The sequence below is a fragment of the Nesterenkonia xinjiangensis genome (assembly GCF_013410745.1).
In the GTDB taxonomy this organism is placed as follows: domain Bacteria; phylum Actinomycetota; class Actinomycetes; order Actinomycetales; family Micrococcaceae; genus Nesterenkonia; species Nesterenkonia xinjiangensis.
In genome coordinates this window covers 938,004-959,658 of record NZ_JACCFY010000001.1, presented here as the reverse complement: position 1 = coordinate 959,658, position 21,655 = coordinate 938,004, and the positions used below count along the sequence as shown (strand labels likewise).

Below are 21,655 nucleotides of genomic sequence, written 5' to 3'. Positions count from 1 at the left end.
GGCGCTCATCAGCCCTGAGGCAGCTGCCCTCCGGCAAGCTGCTCCAGTCGGGCGATCCGCTCCTCCATCGGCGGGTGGGTGCTGAACATCCGCTTGGACCGCGGCCCGAAGGGGTTGGCGATCATCATGTGGGCGTGCGCGTCATGCTTGGGCTCCTCGCGCAGCGGCTGACGGGCGATGCCGCCGTCAAGCTTGCGCAGCGCCGAGGCCAGTGCCAGCGGGTCTCCGCTGAGCTCGGCCCCGTCGGCATCGGCGTCGTACTCGCGGGTGCGGCTGATCGCCATCTGGATCAGGCTTGCGGCCATGGGCATCAGGATCATTGCGAGCAGGCCGCCCACCAGCATCAGCGGGTTGCCGCCGCCCTGGTTGCTGCTGCGGCCGCCGCCCATCATCCCGAAGAACATGAAGTACTGGCTGATGGTGGTCAGGAAGCCGGCCACGGCGGCCGCCACCGAGGAGACGAGGATGTCCCGGTTGTAGACGTGCATCAGCTCGTGGCCGGTCACGCCGCGGAGCTCACGGGGCGTGAGCAGGTTCAGGATCCCCTCGGTGAAGCAGACCACGCCGTTCTCCGGGTTCCGCCCGGTGGCGAAGGCGTTCGGGGTCGGGCTGGGGGCGATGAAGATCCGCGGCACCGGCTGCTGGGCCCGTTGGGCCAGCTCCTCGACCATCTGGTGCAGCTGCGGGGCCTGCTCCCGGCTGACCGGGTAGGCCTTCATGGCACGCAGGGCGATCTTGTCCGAGTTCCAATAGCTGATCCCCACGGAGACCAGCCCGATCCCGGCGAAGATGAACAGGAAGATCGGGCTGTTCGTGAAGTAGGTGACGATCGCGCCGACGAAGAGCAGCAGGGCGAAGAGGAAGGCCAGCAGGCCCGCCGTGCGGAGCCGTCCGTGGTGATGATGCATGCCCCCATCCTACTGAGAACCGGTGACGGCCAGGTCACGGAATATCGCTGGAGCGCTCCCGGACCGCCGGTGTGCGGCGGTTCACAGGGTCTGAGAGGCAGTGTTCACCTTCCGTTCACCTTCACGTGTGGTTCTGGTCGTCGAGAGGCTCCACTCTGGATGAGGACAGTGAGTCAGGGCTGCCGCAGCCCTCAGCTGGAGGAGACTGGATGACCGCAATGCCGTCTGTCGAGGCCCGCCGCCCGACAGTGCAGGCCGCTGAAGAGACACCTCGTCTCATCAGCCCGTTCGAGCGTCTCGGTGTCACCGGGCGTGCTCTCGACGTCATCAACTGGCTGGCCGTGGTCGCGGCCGTCTACGTGCTGATCACCGCAGTCAACGTGATCGGCTCCGGCTTCAAGGCCGCCACCGGGGACCAGGCAGAGACGCTCTTCGCCTTCGCCACCAATCCGCTCATCGGTCTGATGATCGGTGTGGCCGCCACGGCGCTGACCCAGTCCTCCTCCACCACCACCTCGGTGACCGTCGGCCTCGTCGCCGGTGGGCTCCCGCTGGCTGTGGCGATCCCCATCATCCTGGGCGCCAACATCGGCACGACGCTGACGAACACTCTGGTGAGTCTCGGTATGATCCGGGACAGGGAGCAGTTCCGGCGCGGATTCGCCGCCGCCACCGTCCACGACTTCTTCAACCTCATGGCCGTGGCGATCTTCCTGCCGCTGGAGATGGCCTTCGGCATCCTCGAGCGCATCGCCACCTTCTTCGCCGACCGGGTCTCCGGCACCGACGGGGGCCTGGTGGCAGCGCTCTTCGGCGGCATCGGCGATCTCGTCAAGGCCGCCACCACTCCGCTCTCCGAAGGCATCCAGTACTCCCTGAGCTGGATCCCCGACCCGGTGCGCGGCATCGTGATGATCATCGTGGCCGTGGCGCTGATCCTGCTGGTCATCAACTTCATCGGCCGGATGCTGAAGGTGCTCATGGTCGGCCGCGCCAAGCAGGTCTTCAACGCGGCCATCGGCCGCGGCCCGCTCAGCGGCATCGGCTCCGGCGCACTGATGACCGTGATGGTGCAGTCCTCCTCCACCTCCACGGCGTTGATGGTCCCGCTCGCCGGCTCGGGCGCCTTCACACTGCGCCAGGTGTATCCCTTCACCGTCGGCGCGAACATCGGCACCACCGTCACCGCGCTGATCTCCGCCTTCGCCTTCACCGGTGTCGAGGCCCACTACGCGCTCATCGCCGCGCTGGTCCACCTGGCCTTCAACGTGCTCGCCACCCTGGTGATCTTCGGCCTGCCGTTCCTGCGGGACCTGCCGCCGCGCGGAGCCACCTGGCTGGCGAACCTCGCCGTGGAGAAGAAGATCTACGCCGCCGTCTGGGTGCTGGGCATCTTCGTGGTCCTGCCGATGGTGCTGATCTTCGCCACCGTCATCTTCTGAGCGTTCCGCGGCGGGTCTCCGACCCGACGCGGGAGATCCGTTGTGCTGGAGGTCTACTCTGCGCCACAGTGGTGGCAGGGACCATGGGCGGCTGGCGCCCCGGACATCGAAGGGGCGAGGCGTGAGCGCTGAACACCACGAACACCATCCGGAGGATGGTGAGCACGTCAGGGAGCTCGAGGCTGAGCTCGAGAAGATCCTCCGTGAGGCCGAATCCACGGTGGTGGAGCTCCGCAGGGAGCTCGCCGAGCAGCGGCAGCGCCGACTCCAGCATGAGGAGATCGAGCGGTTCGAAGAGCACCTCGCCAACTCCCGCGTCCGCTGGGAGGAGGTCAGGGACTTCTTCCAGGAGGTCCTCCACGAGATCCGCGGCCAGGAAGGTCCCGAACGGACCGGAGGTGCCGAAGAAGCGCCGGGGGGTGACGACGAACGCCGGTGAGGGCGCTCAGACAGGGTCCACAGTGACCGTCAGCTCGACCGGGATCGCCAGACTGTTCGCGATGAAGCACTGCTCATGGGCCTGCCGGGCGAGATCCTGGACGACACCCTCCTCCGTCCCCGCCGCCACCTGCACTGTGATGTCCAGGCGGAGCGTGTCCAGACGCGCAGGGGCCTCCTGCAGGAGCAGCCGACTGGCGGCGGTGTCCCCATAGCCCACGACGTCCACCCCGGCACGTGCGGCCGCGCCCAGGAAGCTGAGCATCTGACAGGATGACGCCGCCGCCACCAGCATCTGCTCCGGATTGAGGCGGGAGGCGTCGCCCCGGAAGGCCGGGTCCGCGGTCATCGCCAGGCTCCCCTCCACTCCGGGGACCGTGACCTCATGGTCTCGGGAGTAGCCGCGCACTCCGCCGCCGGTGGAGCCGGCGTCCGATGACACCGGCCAGGACAGTCTGGTCTCATACTCATGCTGTGTGGTGGTCATGCCCCCACCGTAGGCCGGCCTCGTTTCGGCTCTCACCGAAACGACGGCCTGGCATCATGGCAGCAGCATCGGGCATGATCGGCGCGGCACACGTGACCAGGACGGACAGATGGCTGAGGCGAGAGACCGAGACTTCGCGAGGATCGGGGCCGCACTGGCGGCACCGGCCCGGTCGACGATGCTCAACCTGCTCATGGACGGCAGCCTGCGTCCGGCCGGAGACCTGGCGCGCGCGGCGCAGGTGAGTCCGTCCACCGCCTCGGAGCACCTGGCCGTCCTGGTGGACGCGGGGATGATCACTTGCACGGCGCGAGGCCGGCGCCGTTGGTACGCCCTGGCGGGTCCGGAGGTCGCCGAGGCCCTGGAGGCGCTCGGCGCGATCAGCGATCCTGCGGAGATCCGGGGGTATGCGCTGAGCCGTCAGGCGGAGCGGCTCGCCGAGGCTCGGCTCTGCTACGACCACCTGGCAGGTCGGCTCGGCGTCGCACTCACCGAGGAGTGGCGGCGTCGTGCGTGGCTGGTCGGTGACCAGCTCGCGCTCACCGAGGCCGGCCATGCCGGGATCTCCACACTGGGTGTCGACGTTGACGCCGTGCGAAGCCTGCGGCGCACCACCACACGAGCCTGTCTGGACTGGACCATGCGGCGTCACCACCTGGCCGGAGCCCTCGGCGCGGCGGTCGCCTCCCGGTTTTTGGAGGTCGGATGGGTGCAGAAGCACCGCGCCGGCCGGGGTCTGACGCTCACCGACTCCGGACGCGGTCTTCTAGCGCGGGAATGGGATCTGCAGCTGGGCTGACCTGTCGCAGGGTCAGCGCATGTTGATGAACTGCAGGGCGGCGTCCTCGAAGTCCTTCAGCAGGGCGATGACCTCCTGCAGGTCATCCCGTGACTTCGACGTCACGCGCAGCTCGTCCCCCTGGATGGTGGCCTTCACCGACTTCGGCCCCTCGTCCCGGATGAGCTTGGTGATCTTCTTCGCGGTGGGCTGATCGATGCCCTCCTTGATGGCGCCCTCGATCCGGTACTCCTTGCCGGACGCGAACGGCTCTCCTCCGTCGAAGGACTTCAGCGAGATGCCGCGCTTGATCAGCTTGGAGCCGAAGACGTCCTGGATAGCCTTGGCCCGCTCCTCGGAGTTGGCCTTGATGAGGATGTTCTCCCCGGAGTAGTCGATCTCGGCACCGGTGCCGCGGAAGTCATACCGCTGGGCGATCTCCTTCTGCGCCTGGTTCAGGGCGTTGCTGACCTCCTGCTTGTCCACCTTGGAGACGATGTCGAAGCTGGAATCCTTGGCCATGGGTCCTCCTGATCTGCGGGATCGATGTCTGGGACGAGTCTATCGGCGTCCGCCGCCGTCGTCCTCAGACGAAGGTGGCCTCGTCCAACGCGCCCGAAGCGGCCCGCGAGACCAGCTGCGCGAGATCGGCCAGCACGGCGTCATCCTCTGGCAACTGTGCCGCCGAGAGGCGCAGCAGGCCCGTCGGCAGCTCCGTGACGAAGCTGCCGGAGCCGACGTCGACGACCACGCCCTGTCCGCTCAGTGCCAAGGCCGCGGAGCGTTCGTCGGGGACCTCCACCCACACGGCCCAGCTGTGCTCACCGGCGCGGGCGGGCAGTCCCGCGGCCTCGAAGGCCTCCAGCGCCAGTCCACGGCGGATCGCGTAGTGGCCCCGGGCGGAGGTGATGCGGTGGGAGACCACCGGATCACGCAGCATCTCGACCAGGGCGTGCTGCAGCAGCCGGGAGTTCGACGCGACCCCTCCGGAGCGGTGCCGCAGGCAGGCCTGCACCAGCTTCCGCGGACCGGCCAGGGCGGAGGTGCGCAGGTCCATGCCGAAGGCCCGCTCGAAACCGAGCACCCGCAGGGTCCGTTCGGGGAACAGAGCGTCAAGGGAGGGCACCTCGGGCGGAGCCAGTGGTCCCAGCGGGTCATCCTCGATGATCACCACGTGTGGGTGAGCCTGCAGCGTCCCTTCCAGCGCCAGGCCCCGCTGCGGGGTCAGCACGTGGCGATCGGAGAACGCCCCCTGCGGGGAGTGCACGAAGGCGACGGCGCCGGCCTCGAGGGCCTCAGCGAGTCGCTCCGGGAGGGGCCCGTGCTCGTCCACTGCGACGCCGACGGCGCGCAGCCCCATGGACTGCAGCACCGAGAGGTAGCCGGGGGAGGCCGGCTCCTCCACGGCGATGAGGTCTCCGGACTCCGCGACGGCGCGCGTGGCCAGCCAGAGCGCCTCGGTGCCGGAGCTGACAGTGATGAACTCCCGCGGCTGGTCGGTGAGCAGCTTCTGGAGCTCGCGCTGCAGGTCGGCCACCATGTGCTCTCGGCCCCAGGCGTTGATCCCGGGCTGCTTGAGCGCCTTGCTCATGGGCTCGTCCAGCGGGGGCAGCAGACTGGGGTCCGGGCTGCAGTAGAGCAGGTCGACGCCGGCCCACCCGGAGAACTCTCCGGCCAGCGGGCCGCGTCCCTCGATGATGCGCGTGCCGCCGCGGCGGCGGGTCTCCACGAGGCCGCCCTCACGCAGCAGCGCCCAGGCCTGGGCCACGGTGCCCACGCTGACCCCGATCTCGGTGGCGACGTCGCGCACGGTGGGCAGGCGCATCCCGGCGCTGAGGACTCCTGCTGCGATGAGTTCGCGGACCTGTTCGGCGATCCCGGCGGGGCTGCGCTCCGTCAGGGAGCGGGCCAATGACTCGGCTTCGATGTCAGCCACGAAGCCTCCTTGGTTCTGGGCATGGCGGAAAAACGGGGCAGCCCCAGCCTACTGCGGAGTTCTGCACGTGCGGATTCGAAAAATCCCGAGGTCTTGGGTAAAGTTGTCTGGTGCCTCGGGGCCATGGGCTCCGACGGAAGGTCGGCGACGGCCAGACGGCAGATTACCCGAGCGGCCAAAGGGGGCTGACTGTAAATCAGCTGGCATTGCCTACGGGGGTTCGAATCCCTCATCTGCCACCGAGAGTAAGAGGCCCGGACCGTGCAGCGGTCCGGGCCTCTTCGTGTCCGGGCAGGGGCAGGCACGTAGGCGGCCCAGGCCGTTTCGCGGGGCGCTTAAGGCCTCTGCGACGACGACGGCGGAGCGGACAGCCGCCCGCCGGTCGCGTATCGTGGCCGCCATGGCTACCACCGACATCACCGCACAGGACTTCCAGAAGACGCTGGAGGACAACGAGATCCTCCTGGTGGACTTCTGGGCTGACTGGTGCGGCCCGTGCAAGCAGTTCGCCCCGGTGTACGAGAAGGTCTCCGAGGAGCACCCGGACGTGACCTTCGCCAAGGTCGACACCGAGGCCGAGCAGGAGCTCGCCGCCGCGGCGAGCATCAGCTCCATCCCCACGCTCATGGCGTTCCGCGAGAAGGTGCTGGTGTTCTCCCAGCCGGGGGCGCTCAATGCCGATCAGCTCACCGAGGTGATCACCGCGGTGAAGGGCCTCGACATGGAGGAGATCCACCGGCAGATCGCCGAGGACGAGGCCGAGGGCCAGCAGGCCTGACACACCCGGACAGACCATATGACGAAGGGCCAGGCTCCGCAGAGCCTGGCCCTTCGTCTGTCCGAGGGTGGGCGTCATCGACTCTCTGGAACTTCGTCCAATCCGGATCGCGACGTGCGACGAACATCACGTGCAAGCAGCCATGCCGACCCGATGAGCTGGGCCTCGAGGCTTGCCGAGCGTCCCGCGACCCACGAGGAGACGATGATGCGCACTTCCACCTTGTTCGCTGTTCCCGCACTGGCCCTCGGAGGCCTGGCCCTGACGGCCTCGCCGGCGATGGCGGATAGCCATGAGCAGGACGCCTGGTCCGTGCAGACGTCCTTGGAGGAGCTGAACGGCAGCGGCACCTCTGGCGACGTCATGATCGAGATCCACGGCCAGGAGGCCACCGTCACGATGAACGTGACCGGTGCGGCCGAGGAGTTCATGGACGGTCCCTTCCCGCACGCCCAACACATCCACATCGGGGCACAGGGCGTGTGTCCCGGGCCCGAGGCCGACACCGACGGCGACGGAGTGGTGAGCACCCTCGAAGGCCACCACTTCTACGGTGACATCGGCACGTCGCTCACCACGGAGGGAGACACCAGCCCTGACTCCGGGCTCGCAGTGGACCGGTTCCCCGGGGGTGCGGAGTATTCCTATGAGCGGACGTTCGAGCTCGATGACGCTACTCTGACCTCCATCGAGGACGGCGACGCCGTCATCGTGGTCCATGGAGTGGACCCTGAGCTGATGCCGGAGGAGGCGGCTGAGAAGCAGAGTGACCTGGATCCGGAGCTGCCGCTGGCGGCGACGCTGCCGGCTGCCTGTGGGACGTTGACGGCATCGCAGATGGAGGAGATGCCCGACGGCGGTGCCGACACCGGAGCCCCGGTGCAGACCGAAAGCGGCACGAGCCTCGCCCTCGGGGGCGGTCTGCTGGCCATGCTGGCTCTCGGCGGAGGTGCCTGGGCTGTGCGGCGCCGGACCGTCCGCGCCTGAGAAGGGCCGGGCGACGACATGCCGATGACGCGCCCCGCCCGCCGCACAGGTGGTCTGGCCACCTGTGCGGCGGGGGTCGCGCTGCTCCTGGCCGGATGCACCGCGCCTGCCGCACCTGACTACGCCGAACCCCTGAGCGCCGAGCGGGCCCCTGCCGCGCAGGATGAGGAGCCGGCTCCCGGCGCGGCCACACCAGATCAGGAACGTCGGGAGCCCGGACCTCAGCAGGAGGAGCCCCAGGAGGAGGACGTTCCGGCGATGGAGCCGTCCGTGCCGGTCTCGATCGAGCTGCCGAGCATCGGGGTCGTCTCCGATGTCATGCGGCTGGGCCTGCAGGACGACGGCGTGATCGAGGTCCCACCGTACGGTGCGGGCTCGCCGGCGGGCTGGTACCGACACAGCCCCACGCCGGGGGAGGTGGGACCCTCTGTCATCCTCGGGCATCGCAACGCCTGGGAGGGCGGACCCGGGATCTTCGCCGACCTTCCGGACATGGCGGTCGGCGACACTGTCGAAGTGCCTCGGGAAGACGGATCCGTCGCCGAGTTCAGGGTCTATCGGACCGACAGGTTCGTCCAGGAGGAGTTCCCCACACTGGACGTCTACGGGAACACCGCCGGCCCTGAGCTGCGTCTGATCACCTGTGACGGGCTGAACCAAGAGACCGGAGAGCTGGAGGACAACTTCATCGTCTACGCGTCCCTCCAGGGATGAGCGCCGGGCCGGTCCGGGCAGCGCGTCACCGGCTCCGGTGGTCCGCAGGGCTCAGCCGGGGGCCGAACTTCTGGTGCCGGTATCCGCTCACCCGGATCAGCCGCACCACCCTCTGGCGGTGTCCCCGCCAGGGGCGAAGGATCCGCAGCATGCCGGCGTCGTCGGTCCTGCTTCCGGTCAGCGCCTCGCCCACCAGGGCGGGCAGGTGATAGTCACCCACGGCCAGCAGGTCGGCGGCGCCGTGTGTGCGCTGCAGGGTCTCTGCGGCCGTCCAGGACCCGACGCCGTCGATCGCGGTCAGTATCCCGGCCAGCTCTTCCAGGGATCTCACGCCGGCCGGGCTTCCCGCCAGCCGGTGCAGCGCGGAGGCGCGCTCGGCCACCCGCCGGATGGTGGCCGCCATCGGCGGCTGGACCCACATCTGATGCCATTCCCAGGACGGCACCGCGCGCAGCTGCCCGGCCGTGAGGGGCAGCCGCATCCATGCCGGAGCAGGTCCGGGCGGGCGCTCTCCGTGCCGGCGCAGCAGCTGCCGCCACCCGTGGCGGGCCTGATCATGGGTGACCTTCTGCTCCAGGACCACGGTCACCAGCTGATCCAGCAGCTGTCCGCTGGAGGGCAGACGCACTCCCGGGTGGCGGCGGCGGATCCGTTCCAGCCCGGCTGACTGCTCGTCCTCCGAGGTCGTGAGCAGATGCTCGAACCCCGCCCAGTCGTCCCCGGCGCCCAGCAGCGCGGGCACACGTGCCAGCGCCGTCCGGGCGAGCTCCGCCGGAGAGGCCTCCGCCCCGGCGCACCAGGCCCGGGCCCGGACTCGCGCGGCGTCGAGCTGGTCCAGGCGCAGCAGCACCTGCCCCTGCTCCAGGGCGGACGCAGGGGACCAGAGGCGGAAGCAGGCCCACGCGCCCGCACCCGGTGTGCCCCCAGGGCCGCCCCGGTGGCCGACGGGATCCACCCGGAACGCCGGGTCGCCGGCCCCGCGCTGGATGATCTCCAGGCTGCGCGGCAGGTCGTAGGGGGCCCCGAGGTCGACGATGAGCTCGCCGTCCGGACTCCCTGCGCTCGGCTGGTGGATCACCCGTCCATGGAAGCACAGCACCATGACATGTTGCGCCGTGAGTCCGGCGCGGGCGGCGGCCCGGAGTCGTGTCCGCCCGCGCCGGTAGGCTGAGAGCATGAGATATGCCCAGTCCGTCGTCGACCTCATCGGCGGCACGCCGTTGGTGAAGCTCAACCGCGTCACAGAAGGAATCTCCGCCACCGTCCTGGTGAAGCTGGAGTACCTCAACCCCGGCGGGTCCATCAAGGACCGCATCGCGCTGAAGATGATCGAGGAGGCCGAGGACGACGGTCGGCTGCGCCCCGGCGGCGTCGTCGTCGAACCGACCTCCGGCAACACCGGTGTGGGGCTGGCTCTGGTGGCCCAGCAGAAGGGCTACCGCAGCGTCTTCATCACCGTGCCGAAGGTCGCCCAGGAGAAGCGTGACGTGCTGCGCGCCTACGGCGCCGACGTCGTCGTCGGGCCCAGCGGCGTCTCCGCGGAGTCACCGCTGTCCTACTACGGGGTCTCCGATCAGATCGCCGCCGAGATCGAAGGGGGCTACAAGCCGGACCAGTTCTCCAACCCCGCCGCCCCGGCCTCGCACTATGAGACCACCGGTCCGGAGATCTGGGAGGACACCGAAGGTCTCATCACCCATCTGGTGGTCGGCGCGGGCACCGGCGGCACCGTCACCGGCACTGGACGCTATCTCAAGGAGGTCTCCGCGAACCGCGAGACCGGTCCCGTGAGAGTCGTCGTCGCGGACCCCGACGGCTCCATCTACTCCGGAGGAGAGGGTCGTCCCTACTTCGTCGAGGGGGTGGGCGAGGACGTCTGGGTGGCGAACTACGACGCTTCCGTGCCGGATGAGAAGCACGCCATCACCGACGCCGAGTCCTTCGCCATGGCGCGGCGGCTCGCCACCGAGGAGGGGCTGCTGGTCGGCGGCTCCTCCGGCACCGCGGTGGCCGCAGCATTGAAGGTGGCCGCCGAGCTGGGGCCCGACGATGTCGTCGTCGCGGTGCTGCCGGACTCCGGCCGCGGATATCTCGGCAAGATCTTCAACGACCAGTGGATGATCGACCACGGCTTCGGCGCCGTGGTGTCCACCTCCACCGGCACCGAGATCAGCGTGGCCAGCCAGGAGGAGATCAGCGCGGCCGTGCGCGACGGCGTCATCGGGACCGATGCCTCGCCCGCTCCCGGCACCGGGGCCAAGGACCCGTCCTCGACGACCGCCGCCGACGTGCTCGCCGCCAAGCGCGACACTGTCGGGGAGGCGCTCCCGGAGGTGATCTCCATCCCGCGCACCACCACCCTGCGTGATGCGGTGTCGGTGATGAACCGCTACGGCATCGACATCGTCCCGGTGATCGACCAGCCCGGACGCGTGGCGCGCATCGGCGAGGTGTACGGCATCGTCGATGTGGAACGGCTCTCCGAGGACCTCATCGTCGGCCATGCCGATCCGCGCGACGAGGTGGCCAACCACCTGCGTGAGAACCTGCCGCTGGTCGGCATCACCGAGACCGTGGACCAGGTCCTGGCGAAGCTGCGCCGGGACCCGACCCTGCTGGTGGCTGAGGACGGCGACATCGTCGGAGTGCTCACCCGCAATGATCTGTTGGCGCACCTCAGCGGTGCAGAGGAGGACTGATGACCCATCACCATGACGACGCCGACGCCCAGCGCGCCCGCGGCTTCTCCACCGAGGCGATCCACGCCGGCCAGGACCTCGACGAGGTCTTCGGCGCCGTGGTGCCGCCCCTGCACTTCTCCACCACCTTCGCCCCCGACGGGATCGGCAATCTGCGCAACGGCTACGACTACGGCCGAGCGGGCAACCCGACCCGCACCGCGCTGCAGACCCAGCTGGCCGCCGTCGAGGGCGGCGGGCACGCCTTCAGCTTCGGTTCCGGGCTGGCCGCCGAGGATGCGCTCATCCGGGCCGTGATGCGCCCGGGGCAGCGGATCGTGATGGGCAACGACGCCTACGGCGGCAGCTACCGCCTGATCAGCCGGATCCATGGCGACTGGGGCATCGCGAACACTCCGCTGGACCTCTCCGACCACGAACGGGTCGCCGCCGAGCTCGACGGTGACGACGCCACCGTCCTGTGGGTGGAGACCCCGTCCAACCCGCTGATGACCGTGGTGGACGTCCCGAAGCTGGCCGAGATCGCCCACACCCGAGGCGCGCTGCTGGTCGTGGACAACACCTTCGCCACCCCGTACCTGCAGAAGCCGCTCACCCTCGGCGCGGACATCGTGGTGCACTCCACCACCAAGTACATCGGCGGCCACTCCGACGTGGTCGGCGGTGCGGTGGTGCTGGGCTCCGACGATGCGGCGGCGGAACTGGCCGAGAAGGTCGCCTTCCAGCAGTTCGCGGTCGGCGCGGTGTCCGGGCCGCTGGACGCTTACCTGACCACACGCGGGCTGAAGACCCTCGGGGTGCGTATGGACCGGCACTGCAGCAACGCCCAGACGATCGCCGAGCACCTGGTGGACCACCCCGGCGTCGAGCGGGTGCTCTACCCGGGGCTGCCGGACCATCCCGGTCACGAGCTGGCGAAGACCCAGATGAGCGGCTTCGGCGGTATGGTCTCGCTGCAGCTGGTCGGCGGGGAGCCCGCCGCGCGGAAGGTCGCCGAGGCCACGCGCCTGTTCGTGCTCGCCGAATCGCTGGGCGGCATCGAGTCGCTCATGAACTACCCGCATGAGATGACCCACGCCTCGGTGCGCGGCACAGAGCTGGCGGTGCCGGAGAATCTGCTGCGGCTCTCCGTGGGCATCGAGGACGTCGCCGACCTCATCGATGACCTGGACAAGGCGTTGGCCGGGCTCTGAGCCGACACGCTCCGTGATGCCTCTGCGGTTCGGGCCCTTCTGCGTGGTGATCCGCGCTGAGAAGGGCCCGAACCGCAGAGGCATTCTGCGTCCCGGGTCCCTACACTGTCGTCCATGAGTCTCGGCCCTGTCTCCTCACCGACCTGTCTCGCAGCCGCCGCCGAGCGGCTGGGCATGACCGGCACCGTGGACGCCGTCTGCGTGGTGGATCAGTTGGTCCGCGACGACGCCGGCCCTGTCGGGGTCACCGGCATCGACAAGCGCCCCGTCGAGGGGGCAGTCAGGGTGCGCACCCTCGGCCTGCACGGTGACGTCCAGGCCGATCGGAAGCACCACGGGGGCGAGGAGAAGGCCGTGTACGCCTACGCGGCCGCCGACGCCGCCTGGTGGGCCGAGCAGCTCGGTCAGGGGGTCCCGCCTGGCAGCTTCGGCGAGAACCTGCGGATCTCCGGGGCCGATGGTGAGGGCTTCGACGTCGACGGCGCCTACCCCGGTGAGCGCTGGCGTGTGGGGGAGCGGCTGATCCTGGAGGTCACCCGGCCGCGCATCCCGTGTGCGACGTTCGGTCGGTGGATGGAGCAGCCGGGCTGGGTGAAGCGGTTCCTGCAGGCCGGGCGTCCCGGCACCTACCTCCGGGTCGTCACCCCAGGGATGATCGCCGCCGGAGACCAGGTCGAGGTCATCTCCGTGGCTGAGGTCCCGGAGCTCACGATCCGCGAGCTCGCCTTGGCCAAGGGCCCGACGGCGGCCCGCCCGAACGACTGACGGGCATGCCGGGCAGCCCCATGCGGGCAGTCCTCCCACCCTGCGTTGAGATGGTGAGTTTCCGCCCGAATGGGTGCCGAATCGATGTCATTTCGGCGGAAACTCACCATCTCAACTCCGGGGAGTGGGGCGCCCGTAGACGTGACGTTCGTCTCCTGATTGGGGAAAACTCGGCGACGTCCCCTACACTTGAAGAGCATTCTCCGGAAGATCCCGTCTTCTCTTGCTACTCCAGCTTCTCTGCACCGATGATCGGTGCGCGCCGATCCGTTCGGCGCCTGAGGAAGCTGTCGAGGTTCGTGTGTGTTTTCACGGGTCGACTCCGGAGCCCATCAGTGGCCGCAGAGTCCCCGTCCCATCACGCCCCACCAGAGCACGTGCACCCTGCCCTGCCCTTGACGCGAAGTCGAGCAGAGGCGGTCGACGCCCGTGTGCAGAGGGCGAGCGCGGGGACTCGAGGCCGCCCATCATGACGAAGGAGCCTCACCCATGAGCACACCCACCGTTGAGACGCCGGACACCCCCGATTCCGTCGAGAGCCCAGAGCAGACCGAGACCCCGGAGAACGCCCCGCAGCAGGTCGAGCAGCAGGATCAGTCGCAGGTCGAGAAGCCGGCCGAGCCCGAGCAGGAGGCTCCGAAGCAGGAGGGCCCCCGTTTCGTGGACCTGGGCCTGGACCCTCGTGTCCTGGCCGTCACCGAGCGGCTCGGCTACGAGACCCCCTCGCCGATCCAGGCGCAAACCATCCCGCTGCTGAACCAGGGCCGTGACGTCGTCGGCCTGGCCCAGACCGGCACCGGCAAGACCGCAGCGTTCGCACTGCCGGCCCTGACTCACATGGCTCGTGCCGCCGACGCCGGCGAGGTGGGCACCGCCCCGCAGACGCTGGTCCTCGCCCCCACCCGTGAGCTGGCCCTGCAGGTGGCGGAGGCATTCTCCACCTACGCCGCCGACATCGACGGCCTCACCGTGCTCCCCATCTACGGCGGTGCGCCCTACGGCCCGCAGCTGTCCGGCCTGCGCCGTGGTGCCAACGTCGTGGTGGGCACTCCCGGCCGTGTGATCGACCACCTCTCCCGCGGGTCGCTGGACCTCTCCGAGATCCAGCACCTGGTGCTCGACGAGGCCGACGAGATGCTGCGCATGGGCTTCGCCGAGGAGGTCGACCAGATCCTGGAGCAGACTCCTGCTGACAAGCAGACCGCGCTGTTCTCGGCGACGATGCCGCGGGCCATCCGCCGGATCTCTGCCGACTACCTCAATGACCCGGTGGAGGTCTCGGTCAAGTCGACCACGTCGACCTCGTCGACCATCAACCAGCGCTACGTGCAGGTCCGTCACTCCTCCAAGCTGGAGGCGCTGACCCGCATCATGGAGACCGAGGCGCACGACGCCGCCATCGTCTTCGTGCGCACCCGCTCGGCCACCGAAGAGGTCGCCAACCGGCTGAGCGCCCGCGGCTTCCGTGCCACGGCCATCAACGGTGACATCCCGCAGAAGCTGCGCGAGGCCACCGTGGACAACCTGCGCAACGGTCGGGTGGACGTGCTTGTCGCCACCGACGTCGCCGCCCGCGGGCTCGACGTCGAGCGGATCAGTCACGTGTTCAACTACGACATCCCGCTCGACACCGAGTCCTATGTGCACCGCATCGGGCGCACCGGCCGCGCCGGACGCTCCGGCCAGGCCGTGCTGTTCGTGACTCCGCGGGAGCGGCGCCTGCTGCGGGCCATCGAGAAGGCCACCCGTCAGAAGGTGGAGCCGATGTCCATGCCGACGGTGGCCGATGTGAACGCCTCGCGTCTGCAGCGGTTCTCCGAGCGGATCACCCAGACGCTCTCCTCCGAGGACCTGGAGGAGTACCGCGGGCTGGTGAGCTCCTACGTGTCCGAGCAGAACACCCCGGCCGAGGATGTGGCCGCCGCCCTGGTGGCGATGGTCCACGACGGGCGTCCGCTGCTGCTGGACGAGAAGGGCTCCGACGAGCTGGTCCGCGAGGCCGAGCGTGCGGGCCGGGAGCGCGATGACGACCGTGCTGAGCGCGGTCCGCGCTCCGACAGGGGTGACCGGGGCCCGCGTGCTCCTCGCGAGGCTGGGCCGGGCAACTCCATGTACAAGATCGCCCTGGGGCGTCGCGACGGCGTGGCACCCGGTCACATCGTCGGAGCCATCGCGAACGAGGCGGGCCTGCCGGCGAAGAAGATCGGCGGGATCGACATCCGCAACACCCACTCGCTGGTGGAGCTGCCTGAGCACCTCTCCAGCGACCAGTGGGAGGCGCTGGCCAAGACGCGGATCGGCGGCGAGCTGATCCGTCTGGAGAAGGACTCCGGCGCCGGAAGCCGTGGTGGTGACCGTGGTGGTGACCGTGGTGGCGACCGCGGAGGCGATCGTGGTGCGCGCAGCGGGCACCGCAAGGGCGGTTTCGGCGGCGACAAGGCAGACCGTCAGCGCAAGCCGCGTTGGCGCTGAATCCCCGCATGATCCAGTGACGGATGTCTCTCTATCCCGGTTTTTGCCGCTGGCAGGGCTGGTGGTAGAGTTTCATGCCGTTGCCCCAATAGCTCAGTGGTAGAGCGCAGTCTTGGTAAGACTGAGGTCCCGGGATCGATTCCCGGTTGGGGCTCTGGATGAGAGCCCGCGCAGCGCATCTCGCGCGGCGCGGGCATTTCTCATTCTGTGGCGGTGTAGCTCAGCTGGTTAGAGCGCACGACTCATAATCGTGAGGTCGCGGGATCGAGCCCCGCCACCGCTACCGATGCCTGACGATGACGCGGCCCCCGGACCACCACGGTTCGGGGGTCGCGTCATCTCTGTGCGGCAGAAGGGGTCCGCTCCGACGCCTGGGCCGCGCGGGGTCCAGCACCGCCCGGGGTCAGCCCGGCGCTATGCTGTGGACCATGCCGACACCTCCGGAGCTGCGCTCCGCCCTGCTGCACCATCTGAGGTATTCCGCGGGCGTCGAACCGGACCGTGCGAGTGTGCTCGACTGGCGGGTGGCGCTCTCGCACGTGCTGCGCGACAGGGCGACGGCCCCGTGGCTCGAGGCCGCACGGCGCACCCGGGATGAAGGACTCAAGAGCGTCAACTACCTCTCCATGGAGTTCCTCCCGGGCCGGCTCCTTGAGGATGCCGCCATCAATCTGCAGCTGCGTGATGCCGTGGTCGCCGCGTTCGACGACCTGGGCGTGAACGTCGCCGACGTCGTCGACGACGAACCGGATCCGGCGCTCGGCAACGGGGGCCTGGGACGTCTGGCCGCCTGCTACCTCGAGTCGATGTCCACCCTGGGATGTCCGGCCTATGGCTACGGCCTGCGCTATGAGCGCGGACTCTTCCGGCAGCACTTCGAGGACGGGCGACAGATCGAGCGCCCGGACGAGTGGCTCTCCCACGGTGATCCCTTCAGCTTCACGCGACCCGAAACGGCCTACGAGGTGCGGTTCGGCGGCGAGCTCGACGAAGTCGACGGGCGCGAGGTGTGGCGCCCGGCGACCCGGATCATCGCGGCCGCGCACGACACACCGGTCGTCGGCTACGGGGGCAGGTGGGTCAACACGTTGCGTCTGTGGTCAGCGCTCCCGGGCGGCGACCTGCTCGATCTCGACCGGTTCAACGCCGGCGACTTCATGGGGGCGGCCGACCTCGAGACCTGGGCCCGCACCCTGAACCGGGTGCTCTACCCGACGGACACCACTGATCTGGGCAGGGAGCTGCGTCTCTCCCAGGAGTACTTCCTCACGTCCGCCTCGGTGCAGGACGTGCTGCGGCGGTTCCTCGCCACGCAGGACGACCTGCGTCGCCTGCCGGAGCAGGCGGCCATCCAGATGAACGACACACATCCCGCGATCGCCGGTCCCGAACTGATCCGCCTGCTCGTCGACGACCACGGGTTCGCCTTCGACGGCGCCGTCGACCTCGCCACGCAGGTGCTGAGCTACACGAACCACACACTGCTGCCTGAGGCCCTCGAGATGTGGCCCGTCGACCTGATGCGCCATCTGCTTCCCCGCCACCTGCAGATCATCGAACGGCTGGACCGGAGGATCCATGAGGTCCATGGTCACGCGGCGGACGAGGTGCATCTCATCGAGCACGGTCACGTCAGGATGGGTGACCTCGCGTTCGCGACCAGCCACCGGGTCAACGGCGTCTCGGCGCTGCACACCGACCTGGTGAGCCGGAACCTCTTCCCTCACCTCGAGGCGCTCACGCCGGGTCGCCTCATCAACGTCACCAACGGGATCACACCGCGCCGCTGGCTCAAGCTCGCCAATCCTGCGCTCGCGGACCTCGTCACCGAGACGATCGGCCCGGGCTGGGAGTCCGACCTCGAGCGGCTGCGCGACCTCGAGCACCACGCGCAGGATCCCGGCTTCCTCGAGGCCTTCGGGAGCGCCAAGCACCAGGCGAAGCGGCGCCTGGCGTCGTGGCTCGCCGATGAGCACGCGATAGAGCTTCCGCTGGGCTCGCTCATCGACGTGCAGGCCAAGCGTCTGCACGAATATAAGCGGCAGCTGCTGAACATCCTGTGGACCGTCTCGCGCTGGCAGAGGATCAAGGCGGATCCGGAGGCCGACTGGATGCCTCGGGTCAAGATCTTCGGCGGCAAGGCCGCACCGAGCTACGCGGCCGCCAAGGACATCATCCGGCTGATCAACGACGTCGGGCGAGTCATCAACGACGACCCCGAGACGCGCGACAGACTGCGCGTCGTCTACCCGCCGAACTACAACGTCACGATGGCCGAGAAGCTCATCCCTGCGGCAGACCTGTCCGAGCAGATCTCGACGGCGGGCATGGAGGCCTCCGGCACCGGCAATATGAAGTTCGCGCTCAACGGAGCGCTCACGATCGGCACCCTCGACGGGGCGAACGTCGAGATCCGCGAACAGGTCGGCGCCGAGAACTTCTTCCTCTTCGGACTCACGGCCGAGGAGGTCACGGCGCGCCGCGAGCAGCCGGACCACGCACGGACGGCGATCGAGCAGAGCCAGGCGCTGCAGGATGTGCTGCAGGCTGTCGCAGAGGGCACGTTCAGCCCTGACGAACCGGGCCGCTACGGCAGTCTCCTCGACCACCTGTGGACCAGCGACTGGTTCCTCGTCGCCGCTGATTTCGACGCTTACAATTCATCCCAGGAGCTGGTAGACAGGACGTACCGCGATCCGCAGCGGTGGCAACGCATGGCGGTGCTGAACATGGCTCGGGTCGGCTGCTTCAGTTCCGATCGCGCCATAGGCCAATACATGAAGGAGATCTGGGACCTCCCTCCGGCGCAGTGACCGTCTTCTCCTCGACGAAAGGTCCCGGCGATGGCTCATCAGACGGATCCACACCGCCACGGTCCTGTGCTCGGCGCGCTCGACGAGCACCTCATCTCGGAGGGAACGCATCATCGCCTCTGGGACGCGCTCGGGGCACATCTCATGACCCATGAGGGCGTGGACGGTGTGCACTTCGCGGTGTGGGCCCCGAACGCCTCCCGTGTCGCGGTCGTCGGGGACTTCAACCACTGGAACGCCGAGGCGCATCCGCTGCGGACGGTCGGATCCACAGGGGTGTGGGAGACGTTCGTGCCCGGCGTCGCCGAGGGCGCGATCTACAAGTACGACCTGCACGACCGCGAGGGCGGCCACCTGCCGCAGAAGGCGGACCCGGTCGGCTTCGGCAGTGAGCATCCGCCCGCGACGGGGTCCGTGGTGCGGCGCCTCGACGCCCACGACTGGCAGGACCAGGAATGGCTCGACCGACGAGCCGAGGCCAACGCGGTCGACAGCCCGATCAGCGTCTATGAGGTGCACCTCGGGTCCTGGCGGCGGGCCGAGGGGGGCCGCCCTCTGTCCTATCTGGAACTTGCGACGGAGCTGGTCGACTACGTCGTGGACCTCGGATTCACCCATATCGAGGTGATGCCCGTCAGCGAGCATCCGTTCGACGGGTCCTGGGGCTACCAACCTGTGGGAATGTACGCCCCGACGATCCGCCATGGCACCCCGCGCGAGTTCGCCGCCTTCGTAGATGCTGCACACGCGAGAGGGATCGGCGTCATCGCCGACTGGGTGCCGGGCCATTTCCCCACTGACGCGCACGGTCTCGCCCGATTCGACGGCACGGCGCTCTACGAGCACCTCGATCCGCGCCAGGGCTTCCATCCCGACTGGAAGACCCTCATCTACAACTACGGGCGACCCGAGGTGCGTGGGTACCTCGTCGCGAACGCCCTGTACTGGATCGACCAGTACCACCTCGACGGTCTGCGCGTCGATGCGGTCGCCTCGATGCTCTACCGCGACTACTCGCGCGAGGAGGGGGAGTGGATCCCGAATCGCGACGGAGGCCGGGAGAACTATGAGGCCATCGACTTCCTGCGCGCGACCAACGTCGCGGTCTACGGGGCGCATGACGGCGTCGCGATGACCGCTGAGGAGTCCACCTCGTTCCCTGGGGTCACCCGCCGCGTCGACTTCGACGGACTGGGGTTCGGCTACAAGTGGAACCTCGGCTGGATGAACGACTCGCTGACGTACTTCAGCAGGGACCCGGTCCACCGGCGGTACCACCACGACGACCTCACTTTCGGCCTCTCCTACGCGTTCAGCGAGAACTTCGTGCTGCCGATCAGCCATGACGAGGTCGTCCACGGCAAGGGATCCCTGTACGGGCGCATGCCGGGCTCGCATGCCGACAAGCTCGGCGGCCTCAAGGCGTTCTACGGCTACATGTGGGGACACCCGGGCAAGAAGCTGCTGTTCATGGGCCAGGAGTTCGGCCAGACCGCCGAATGGAACCACTCGGGGGAGCTCGACTGGGGGTCCCTCCACGACCCCGGTCACGCCGGCGTGCAGGCCGTCGTCCGGGATCTCAACCGGCTCTACCGCGAACAGCCCGCCCTGCACCGTCACGACGCAGACGGTCAGGGGTTCTCCTGGCTGCTCGTCGACGCGGCCGAGGACCAGGTCCTCGCCTGGACCCGGCGGGGCGACGCCGGTGATCCACACGTGGTGGTCGTGCTCAACCTCGCCCCTGTCGAACGCACCGGCTATCGCATCGGGTTCCCCGTCGCGGGCCGCTGGCGGGAGGCGCTCAACACCGACTCTTCCGCCTACGGCGGCGGCGATCGGGGTCACGGCGGTGCGGTGGAGACTGAGCCCGTGCCCACCGTGCAGGAGGCGCAGTCCGCCCTGCTCACTCTTCCCCCTCTCTCGGCCATCTATTTCGTGGAGGACCACTCATGAACACCTCGATCGAGCCCGGCGCACCCACTCGGCTGACCAGTCAGGCCATGGCCTTCGTGCTCGCAGGCGGGCGCGGCAGCCGCCTCGAGGAGCTCACCGACAGACGCGCGAAGCCCGCCGTGCACTTCGGCGGAAAATCGCGGATCATCGACTTCCCGCTCTCGAACGCGCTCAACTCGGGCATCCGCAAGATGGCGATCGCCACCCAGTACAAGGCGCATTCGCTGATCCGGCACATGCAGCGCGGCTGGGGCTTCTTCCGCGCCGAACGCAACGAATACCTGGACATCCTTCCCGCCAGCCAGCGCGTCGAAGAGGGCAAGTGGTACCTCGGCACCGCGGACGCGGTGACCCAGAACATCGACATCGTCGACGACTACGGAGTCAAGTACGTGATCGTGCTCGCGGGCGATCACGTGTACAAGATGGACTACGAGGTGATGCTCCGCCAGCACGTCGAGACGGGCGCCGACGTCACCGTGGGCTGTCTGACGGTGCCACGCCACGAGGCGACAGCCTTCGGCGTCATGCACATCGACGAGCGCGACCGCATCGTCGACTTCCTCGAGAAGCCGGCCGACCCGCCCGGCACTCCCAGCGATCCGGATGTCGCGCTGGCCTCGATGGGCATCTACGTCTTCGACTGGGACTTCCTGCGCGGGCTGCTCCTGGACGACATGAACGACGCGGAGTCGAGCCATGACTTCGGCCATGACCTCATTCCGCTGCTGGTCAGTCGCGGCGCCGCATACGCACACCGATTCAGCGAGTCATGCGTCATGAGCGGTCTCGAGACCAGCCCTTATTGGCGTGACGTCGGGACGATCGACTCGTTCTGGCAGGCCAACATCGACCTCACGGAGTTCGTGCCGCCCCTGGACCTGTATGACCAGAAGTGGCCGATCTGGACCTACGCCGAGCACACGCCGCCGGCGAAGTTCATCCATGACGAGGAGGACCGTCGGGGGCAGGCGATCCAGTCGCTGATCTCAGGGGACACCATCATCAGCGGCTCCGACGTGCACAATTCTCTGCTCTTCACGGGGAACCGGGTGCACTCCTATTCGACCCTCGATCACGTCGTCGCGCTGCCGTACGCCGAGGTGGGCCGGCATGCGCAGCTGAGCCGCTGCGTCATCGACAGCCGTGTGCGGATCCCCAACCACCTGGTGATCGGTCAGGATCCGGAAGAAGACGCGAAGTGGTTCCGGCGCACCGCGAAAGGGGTGACGCTCATCACGCAGGATATGCTCGACCGCCGCGCCGCCGCGCTCGACTAGTCTGTCCTGGTG

At 68.6% G+C, this 21,655-nt stretch carries 18 protein-coding genes and 3 tRNA genes; 16 read left to right on the top strand and 5 right to left on the bottom strand.

Features of this window, described 5'->3' with window-relative positions; genetic code table 11:
* Window positions 1-8 precede the first annotated feature (8 nt).
* Window positions 9-908 (bottom strand): M48 family metalloprotease, encoded by a 900-nt coding sequence (locus HNR09_RS04470; RefSeq protein ID WP_179540954.1) that lies wholly within the window; start codon window positions 906-908, stop codon window positions 9-11.
* Between the two features lie 209 nt (window positions 909-1,117).
* On the opposite strand from HNR09_RS04470, the gene HNR09_RS04465 reads away from it, so the two are divergent.
* Together HNR09_RS04465 and HNR09_RS04460 are read left to right on the top strand one after the other, a co-directional pair.
* Window positions 1,118-2,350 carry a Na/Pi symporter gene (locus HNR09_RS04465; RefSeq protein ID WP_179540953.1) on the top strand — a complete coding sequence of 411 codons (1,233 nt, stop codon included), beginning with the start codon at window positions 1,118-1,120 and terminating at the stop codon, window positions 2,348-2,350.
* Window positions 2,351-2,471: 121 nt separating this feature from the next.
* Window positions 2,472-2,789 carry a hypothetical protein gene (locus tag HNR09_RS04460; protein ID WP_179540952.1) on the top strand — a complete coding sequence of 106 codons (318 nt, stop codon included), beginning with the start codon at window positions 2,472-2,474 and terminating at the stop codon, window positions 2,787-2,789.
* Between the two features lie 6 nt (window positions 2,790-2,795).
* On the opposite strand, the gene HNR09_RS04455 is transcribed toward HNR09_RS04460, so the two are convergent.
* On the bottom strand, window positions 2,796-3,275 hold the full coding sequence (locus HNR09_RS04455) for an OsmC family protein (protein WP_179540951.1): 480 nt from the start codon (window positions 3,273-3,275) through the stop codon (window positions 2,796-2,798).
* A 109-nt stretch (window positions 3,276-3,384) separates the two neighbouring features.
* Between HNR09_RS04455 and HNR09_RS04450 the strand changes: the two genes are divergently transcribed.
* Window positions 3,385-4,074 (top strand): ArsR/SmtB family transcription factor, encoded by a 690-nt coding sequence (locus HNR09_RS04450; RefSeq protein WP_179540950.1) that lies wholly within the window; start codon window positions 3,385-3,387, stop codon window positions 4,072-4,074.
* Between the two features lie 12 nt (window positions 4,075-4,086).
* Here the strand turns inward: HNR09_RS04450 and HNR09_RS04445 are convergent, their stop codons facing one another.
* Both HNR09_RS04445 and HNR09_RS04440 read right to left on the bottom strand, forming a co-directional pair.
* On the bottom strand, window positions 4,087-4,575 hold the full coding sequence (locus tag HNR09_RS04445; RefSeq protein WP_179540949.1) for a YajQ family cyclic di-GMP-binding protein: 489 nt from the start codon (window positions 4,573-4,575) through the stop codon (window positions 4,087-4,089).
* A 64-nt stretch (window positions 4,576-4,639) separates the two neighbouring features.
* A complete protein-coding gene (locus tag HNR09_RS04440) occupies window positions 4,640-5,989 on the bottom strand; it encodes a GntR family transcriptional regulator (protein WP_179540948.1) in 1,350 nt (449 codons plus the stop codon).
* Window positions 5,990-6,146: 157 nt separating this feature from the next.
* Here HNR09_RS04440 and HNR09_RS04435 point away from each other — a divergent pair.
* The 4 genes from HNR09_RS04435 (at window position 6,147) to HNR09_RS04420 (ending at window position 8,468) form a co-directional block, all read left to right on the top strand.
* Window positions 6,147-6,228: transfer RNA gene (locus HNR09_RS04435), tRNA-Tyr, on the top strand.
* Between the two features lie 44 nt (window positions 6,229-6,272).
* Window positions 6,273-6,767 carry a thioredoxin gene (gene trxA, locus HNR09_RS04430; RefSeq protein WP_343047443.1) on the top strand — a complete coding sequence of 165 codons (495 nt, stop codon included), beginning with the start codon at window positions 6,273-6,275 and terminating at the stop codon, window positions 6,765-6,767.
* 204 nt (window positions 6,768-6,971) lie between these two features.
* Window positions 6,972-7,754: a hypothetical protein gene (locus HNR09_RS04425; protein WP_246348715.1), complete on the top strand. Its 783-nt coding sequence runs from the start codon at window positions 6,972-6,974 to the stop codon at window positions 7,752-7,754.
* A 24-nt stretch (window positions 7,755-7,778) separates the two neighbouring features.
* Window positions 7,779-8,468: a class F sortase gene (locus HNR09_RS04420; RefSeq protein ID WP_246348714.1), complete on the top strand. Its 690-nt coding sequence runs from the start codon at window positions 7,779-7,781 to the stop codon at window positions 8,466-8,468.
* 25 nt (window positions 8,469-8,493) lie between these two features.
* Here HNR09_RS04420 and HNR09_RS04415 read toward each other — a convergent pair whose 3' ends face one another.
* Window positions 8,494-9,546, bottom strand: a complete 1,053-nt coding sequence (locus HNR09_RS04415; RefSeq protein WP_343047442.1) for a DNA-3-methyladenine glycosylase family protein — start codon at window positions 9,544-9,546, stop codon at window positions 8,494-8,496.
* Window positions 9,547-9,643: 97 nt separating this feature from the next.
* Here HNR09_RS04415 and HNR09_RS04410 point away from each other — a divergent pair, with 97 nt between their 5' ends.
* The 9 genes from HNR09_RS04410 to glgC all read left to right on the top strand — a co-directional run bounded on the left by HNR09_RS04410 (window position 9,644) and on the right by glgC (window position 21,643).
* Window positions 9,644-11,167, top strand: coding sequence for a pyridoxal-phosphate dependent enzyme (locus HNR09_RS04410; RefSeq protein WP_179540946.1), 1,524 nt, complete (start codon window positions 9,644-9,646; stop codon window positions 11,165-11,167).
* Window positions 11,167-12,360 (top strand): cystathionine gamma-synthase, encoded by a 1,194-nt coding sequence (locus HNR09_RS04405; protein ID WP_179540945.1) that lies wholly within the window; start codon window positions 11,167-11,169, stop codon window positions 12,358-12,360. Before HNR09_RS04410 ends, HNR09_RS04405 begins: the two co-directional genes overlap by 1 nt.
* A 114-nt stretch (window positions 12,361-12,474) precedes the next feature.
* Window positions 12,475-13,125: an MOSC domain-containing protein gene (locus tag HNR09_RS04400; protein WP_246348713.1), complete on the top strand. Its 651-nt coding sequence runs from the start codon at window positions 12,475-12,477 to the stop codon at window positions 13,123-13,125.
* A gap of 489 nt (window positions 13,126-13,614) precedes the next feature.
* Window positions 13,615-15,597 carry a DEAD/DEAH box helicase gene (locus HNR09_RS04395; RefSeq protein ID WP_179540944.1) on the top strand — a complete coding sequence of 661 codons (1,983 nt, stop codon included), beginning with the start codon at window positions 13,615-13,617 and terminating at the stop codon, window positions 15,595-15,597.
* Window positions 15,598-15,679: 82 nt separating this feature from the next.
* A tRNA-Thr gene (locus tag HNR09_RS04390) sits at window positions 15,680-15,751 on the top strand.
* A 55-nt stretch (window positions 15,752-15,806) separates the two neighbouring features.
* Window positions 15,807-15,880 (top strand) — tRNA-Met (locus HNR09_RS04385).
* Between the two features lie 145 nt (window positions 15,881-16,025).
* The gene (locus HNR09_RS04380) at window positions 16,026-18,410 is read left to right on the top strand and encodes a glycogen/starch/alpha-glucan phosphorylase (RefSeq protein ID WP_246348711.1); all 2,385 of its coding nucleotides are present in this window, start codon (window positions 16,026-16,028) and stop codon (window positions 18,408-18,410) included.
* 30 nt (window positions 18,411-18,440) lie between these two features.
* Window positions 18,441-20,363, top strand: a complete 1,923-nt coding sequence (gene glgB / locus HNR09_RS04375; protein WP_179540942.1) for a 1,4-alpha-glucan branching protein GlgB — start codon at window positions 18,441-18,443, stop codon at window positions 20,361-20,363.
* On the top strand, window positions 20,360-21,643 hold the full coding sequence (glgC, locus tag HNR09_RS04370; protein ID WP_179540941.1) for a glucose-1-phosphate adenylyltransferase: 1,284 nt from the start codon (window positions 20,360-20,362) through the stop codon (window positions 21,641-21,643). The genes glgB and glgC overlap by 4 nt, the downstream gene beginning before the upstream one ends.
* Window positions 21,644-21,655: the final 12 nt, after the last annotated feature.

What these genes read in the sequence shown, in the direction of transcription:
- HNR09_RS04470 (WP_179540954.1), bottom strand. Translation starts at nt 908, where the DNA reads ATGCATCATCACCACGGACGGCTCCGCACGGCGGGCCTGCTGGCCTTC.
- HNR09_RS04465 (WP_179540953.1), top strand. Translation starts at nt 1,118, where the DNA reads ATGACCGCAATGCCGTCTGTCGAGGCCCGCCGCCCGACAGTGCAGGCC.
- HNR09_RS04455 (WP_179540951.1), bottom strand. Translation starts at nt 3,275, where the DNA reads ATGACCACCACACAGCATGAGTATGAGACCAGACTGTCCTGGCCGGTG.
- HNR09_RS04450 (WP_179540950.1), top strand. Translation starts at nt 3,385, where the DNA reads ATGGCTGAGGCGAGAGACCGAGACTTCGCGAGGATCGGGGCCGCACTG.
- HNR09_RS04445 (WP_179540949.1), bottom strand. Translation starts at nt 4,575, where the DNA reads ATGGCCAAGGATTCCAGCTTCGACATCGTCTCCAAGGTGGACAAGCAG.
- HNR09_RS04425 (WP_246348715.1), top strand. Translation starts at nt 6,972, where the DNA reads ATGATGCGCACTTCCACCTTGTTCGCTGTTCCCGCACTGGCCCTCGGA.
- HNR09_RS04420 (WP_246348714.1), top strand. Translation starts at nt 7,779, where the DNA reads ATGACGCGCCCCGCCCGCCGCACAGGTGGTCTGGCCACCTGTGCGGCG.
- HNR09_RS04410 (WP_179540946.1), top strand. Translation starts at nt 9,644, where the DNA reads ATGAGATATGCCCAGTCCGTCGTCGACCTCATCGGCGGCACGCCGTTG.
- HNR09_RS04405 (WP_179540945.1), top strand. Translation starts at nt 11,167, where the DNA reads ATGACCCATCACCATGACGACGCCGACGCCCAGCGCGCCCGCGGCTTC.
- HNR09_RS04400 (WP_246348713.1), top strand. Translation starts at nt 12,475, where the DNA reads ATGAGTCTCGGCCCTGTCTCCTCACCGACCTGTCTCGCAGCCGCCGCC.
- HNR09_RS04395 (WP_179540944.1), top strand. Translation starts at nt 13,615, where the DNA reads ATGAGCACACCCACCGTTGAGACGCCGGACACCCCCGATTCCGTCGAG.
- HNR09_RS04380 (WP_246348711.1), top strand. Translation starts at nt 16,026, where the DNA reads ATGCCGACACCTCCGGAGCTGCGCTCCGCCCTGCTGCACCATCTGAGG.
- glgB (WP_179540942.1), top strand. Translation starts at nt 18,441, where the DNA reads ATGGCTCATCAGACGGATCCACACCGCCACGGTCCTGTGCTCGGCGCG.
- glgC (WP_179540941.1), top strand. Translation starts at nt 20,360, where the DNA reads ATGAACACCTCGATCGAGCCCGGCGCACCCACTCGGCTGACCAGTCAG.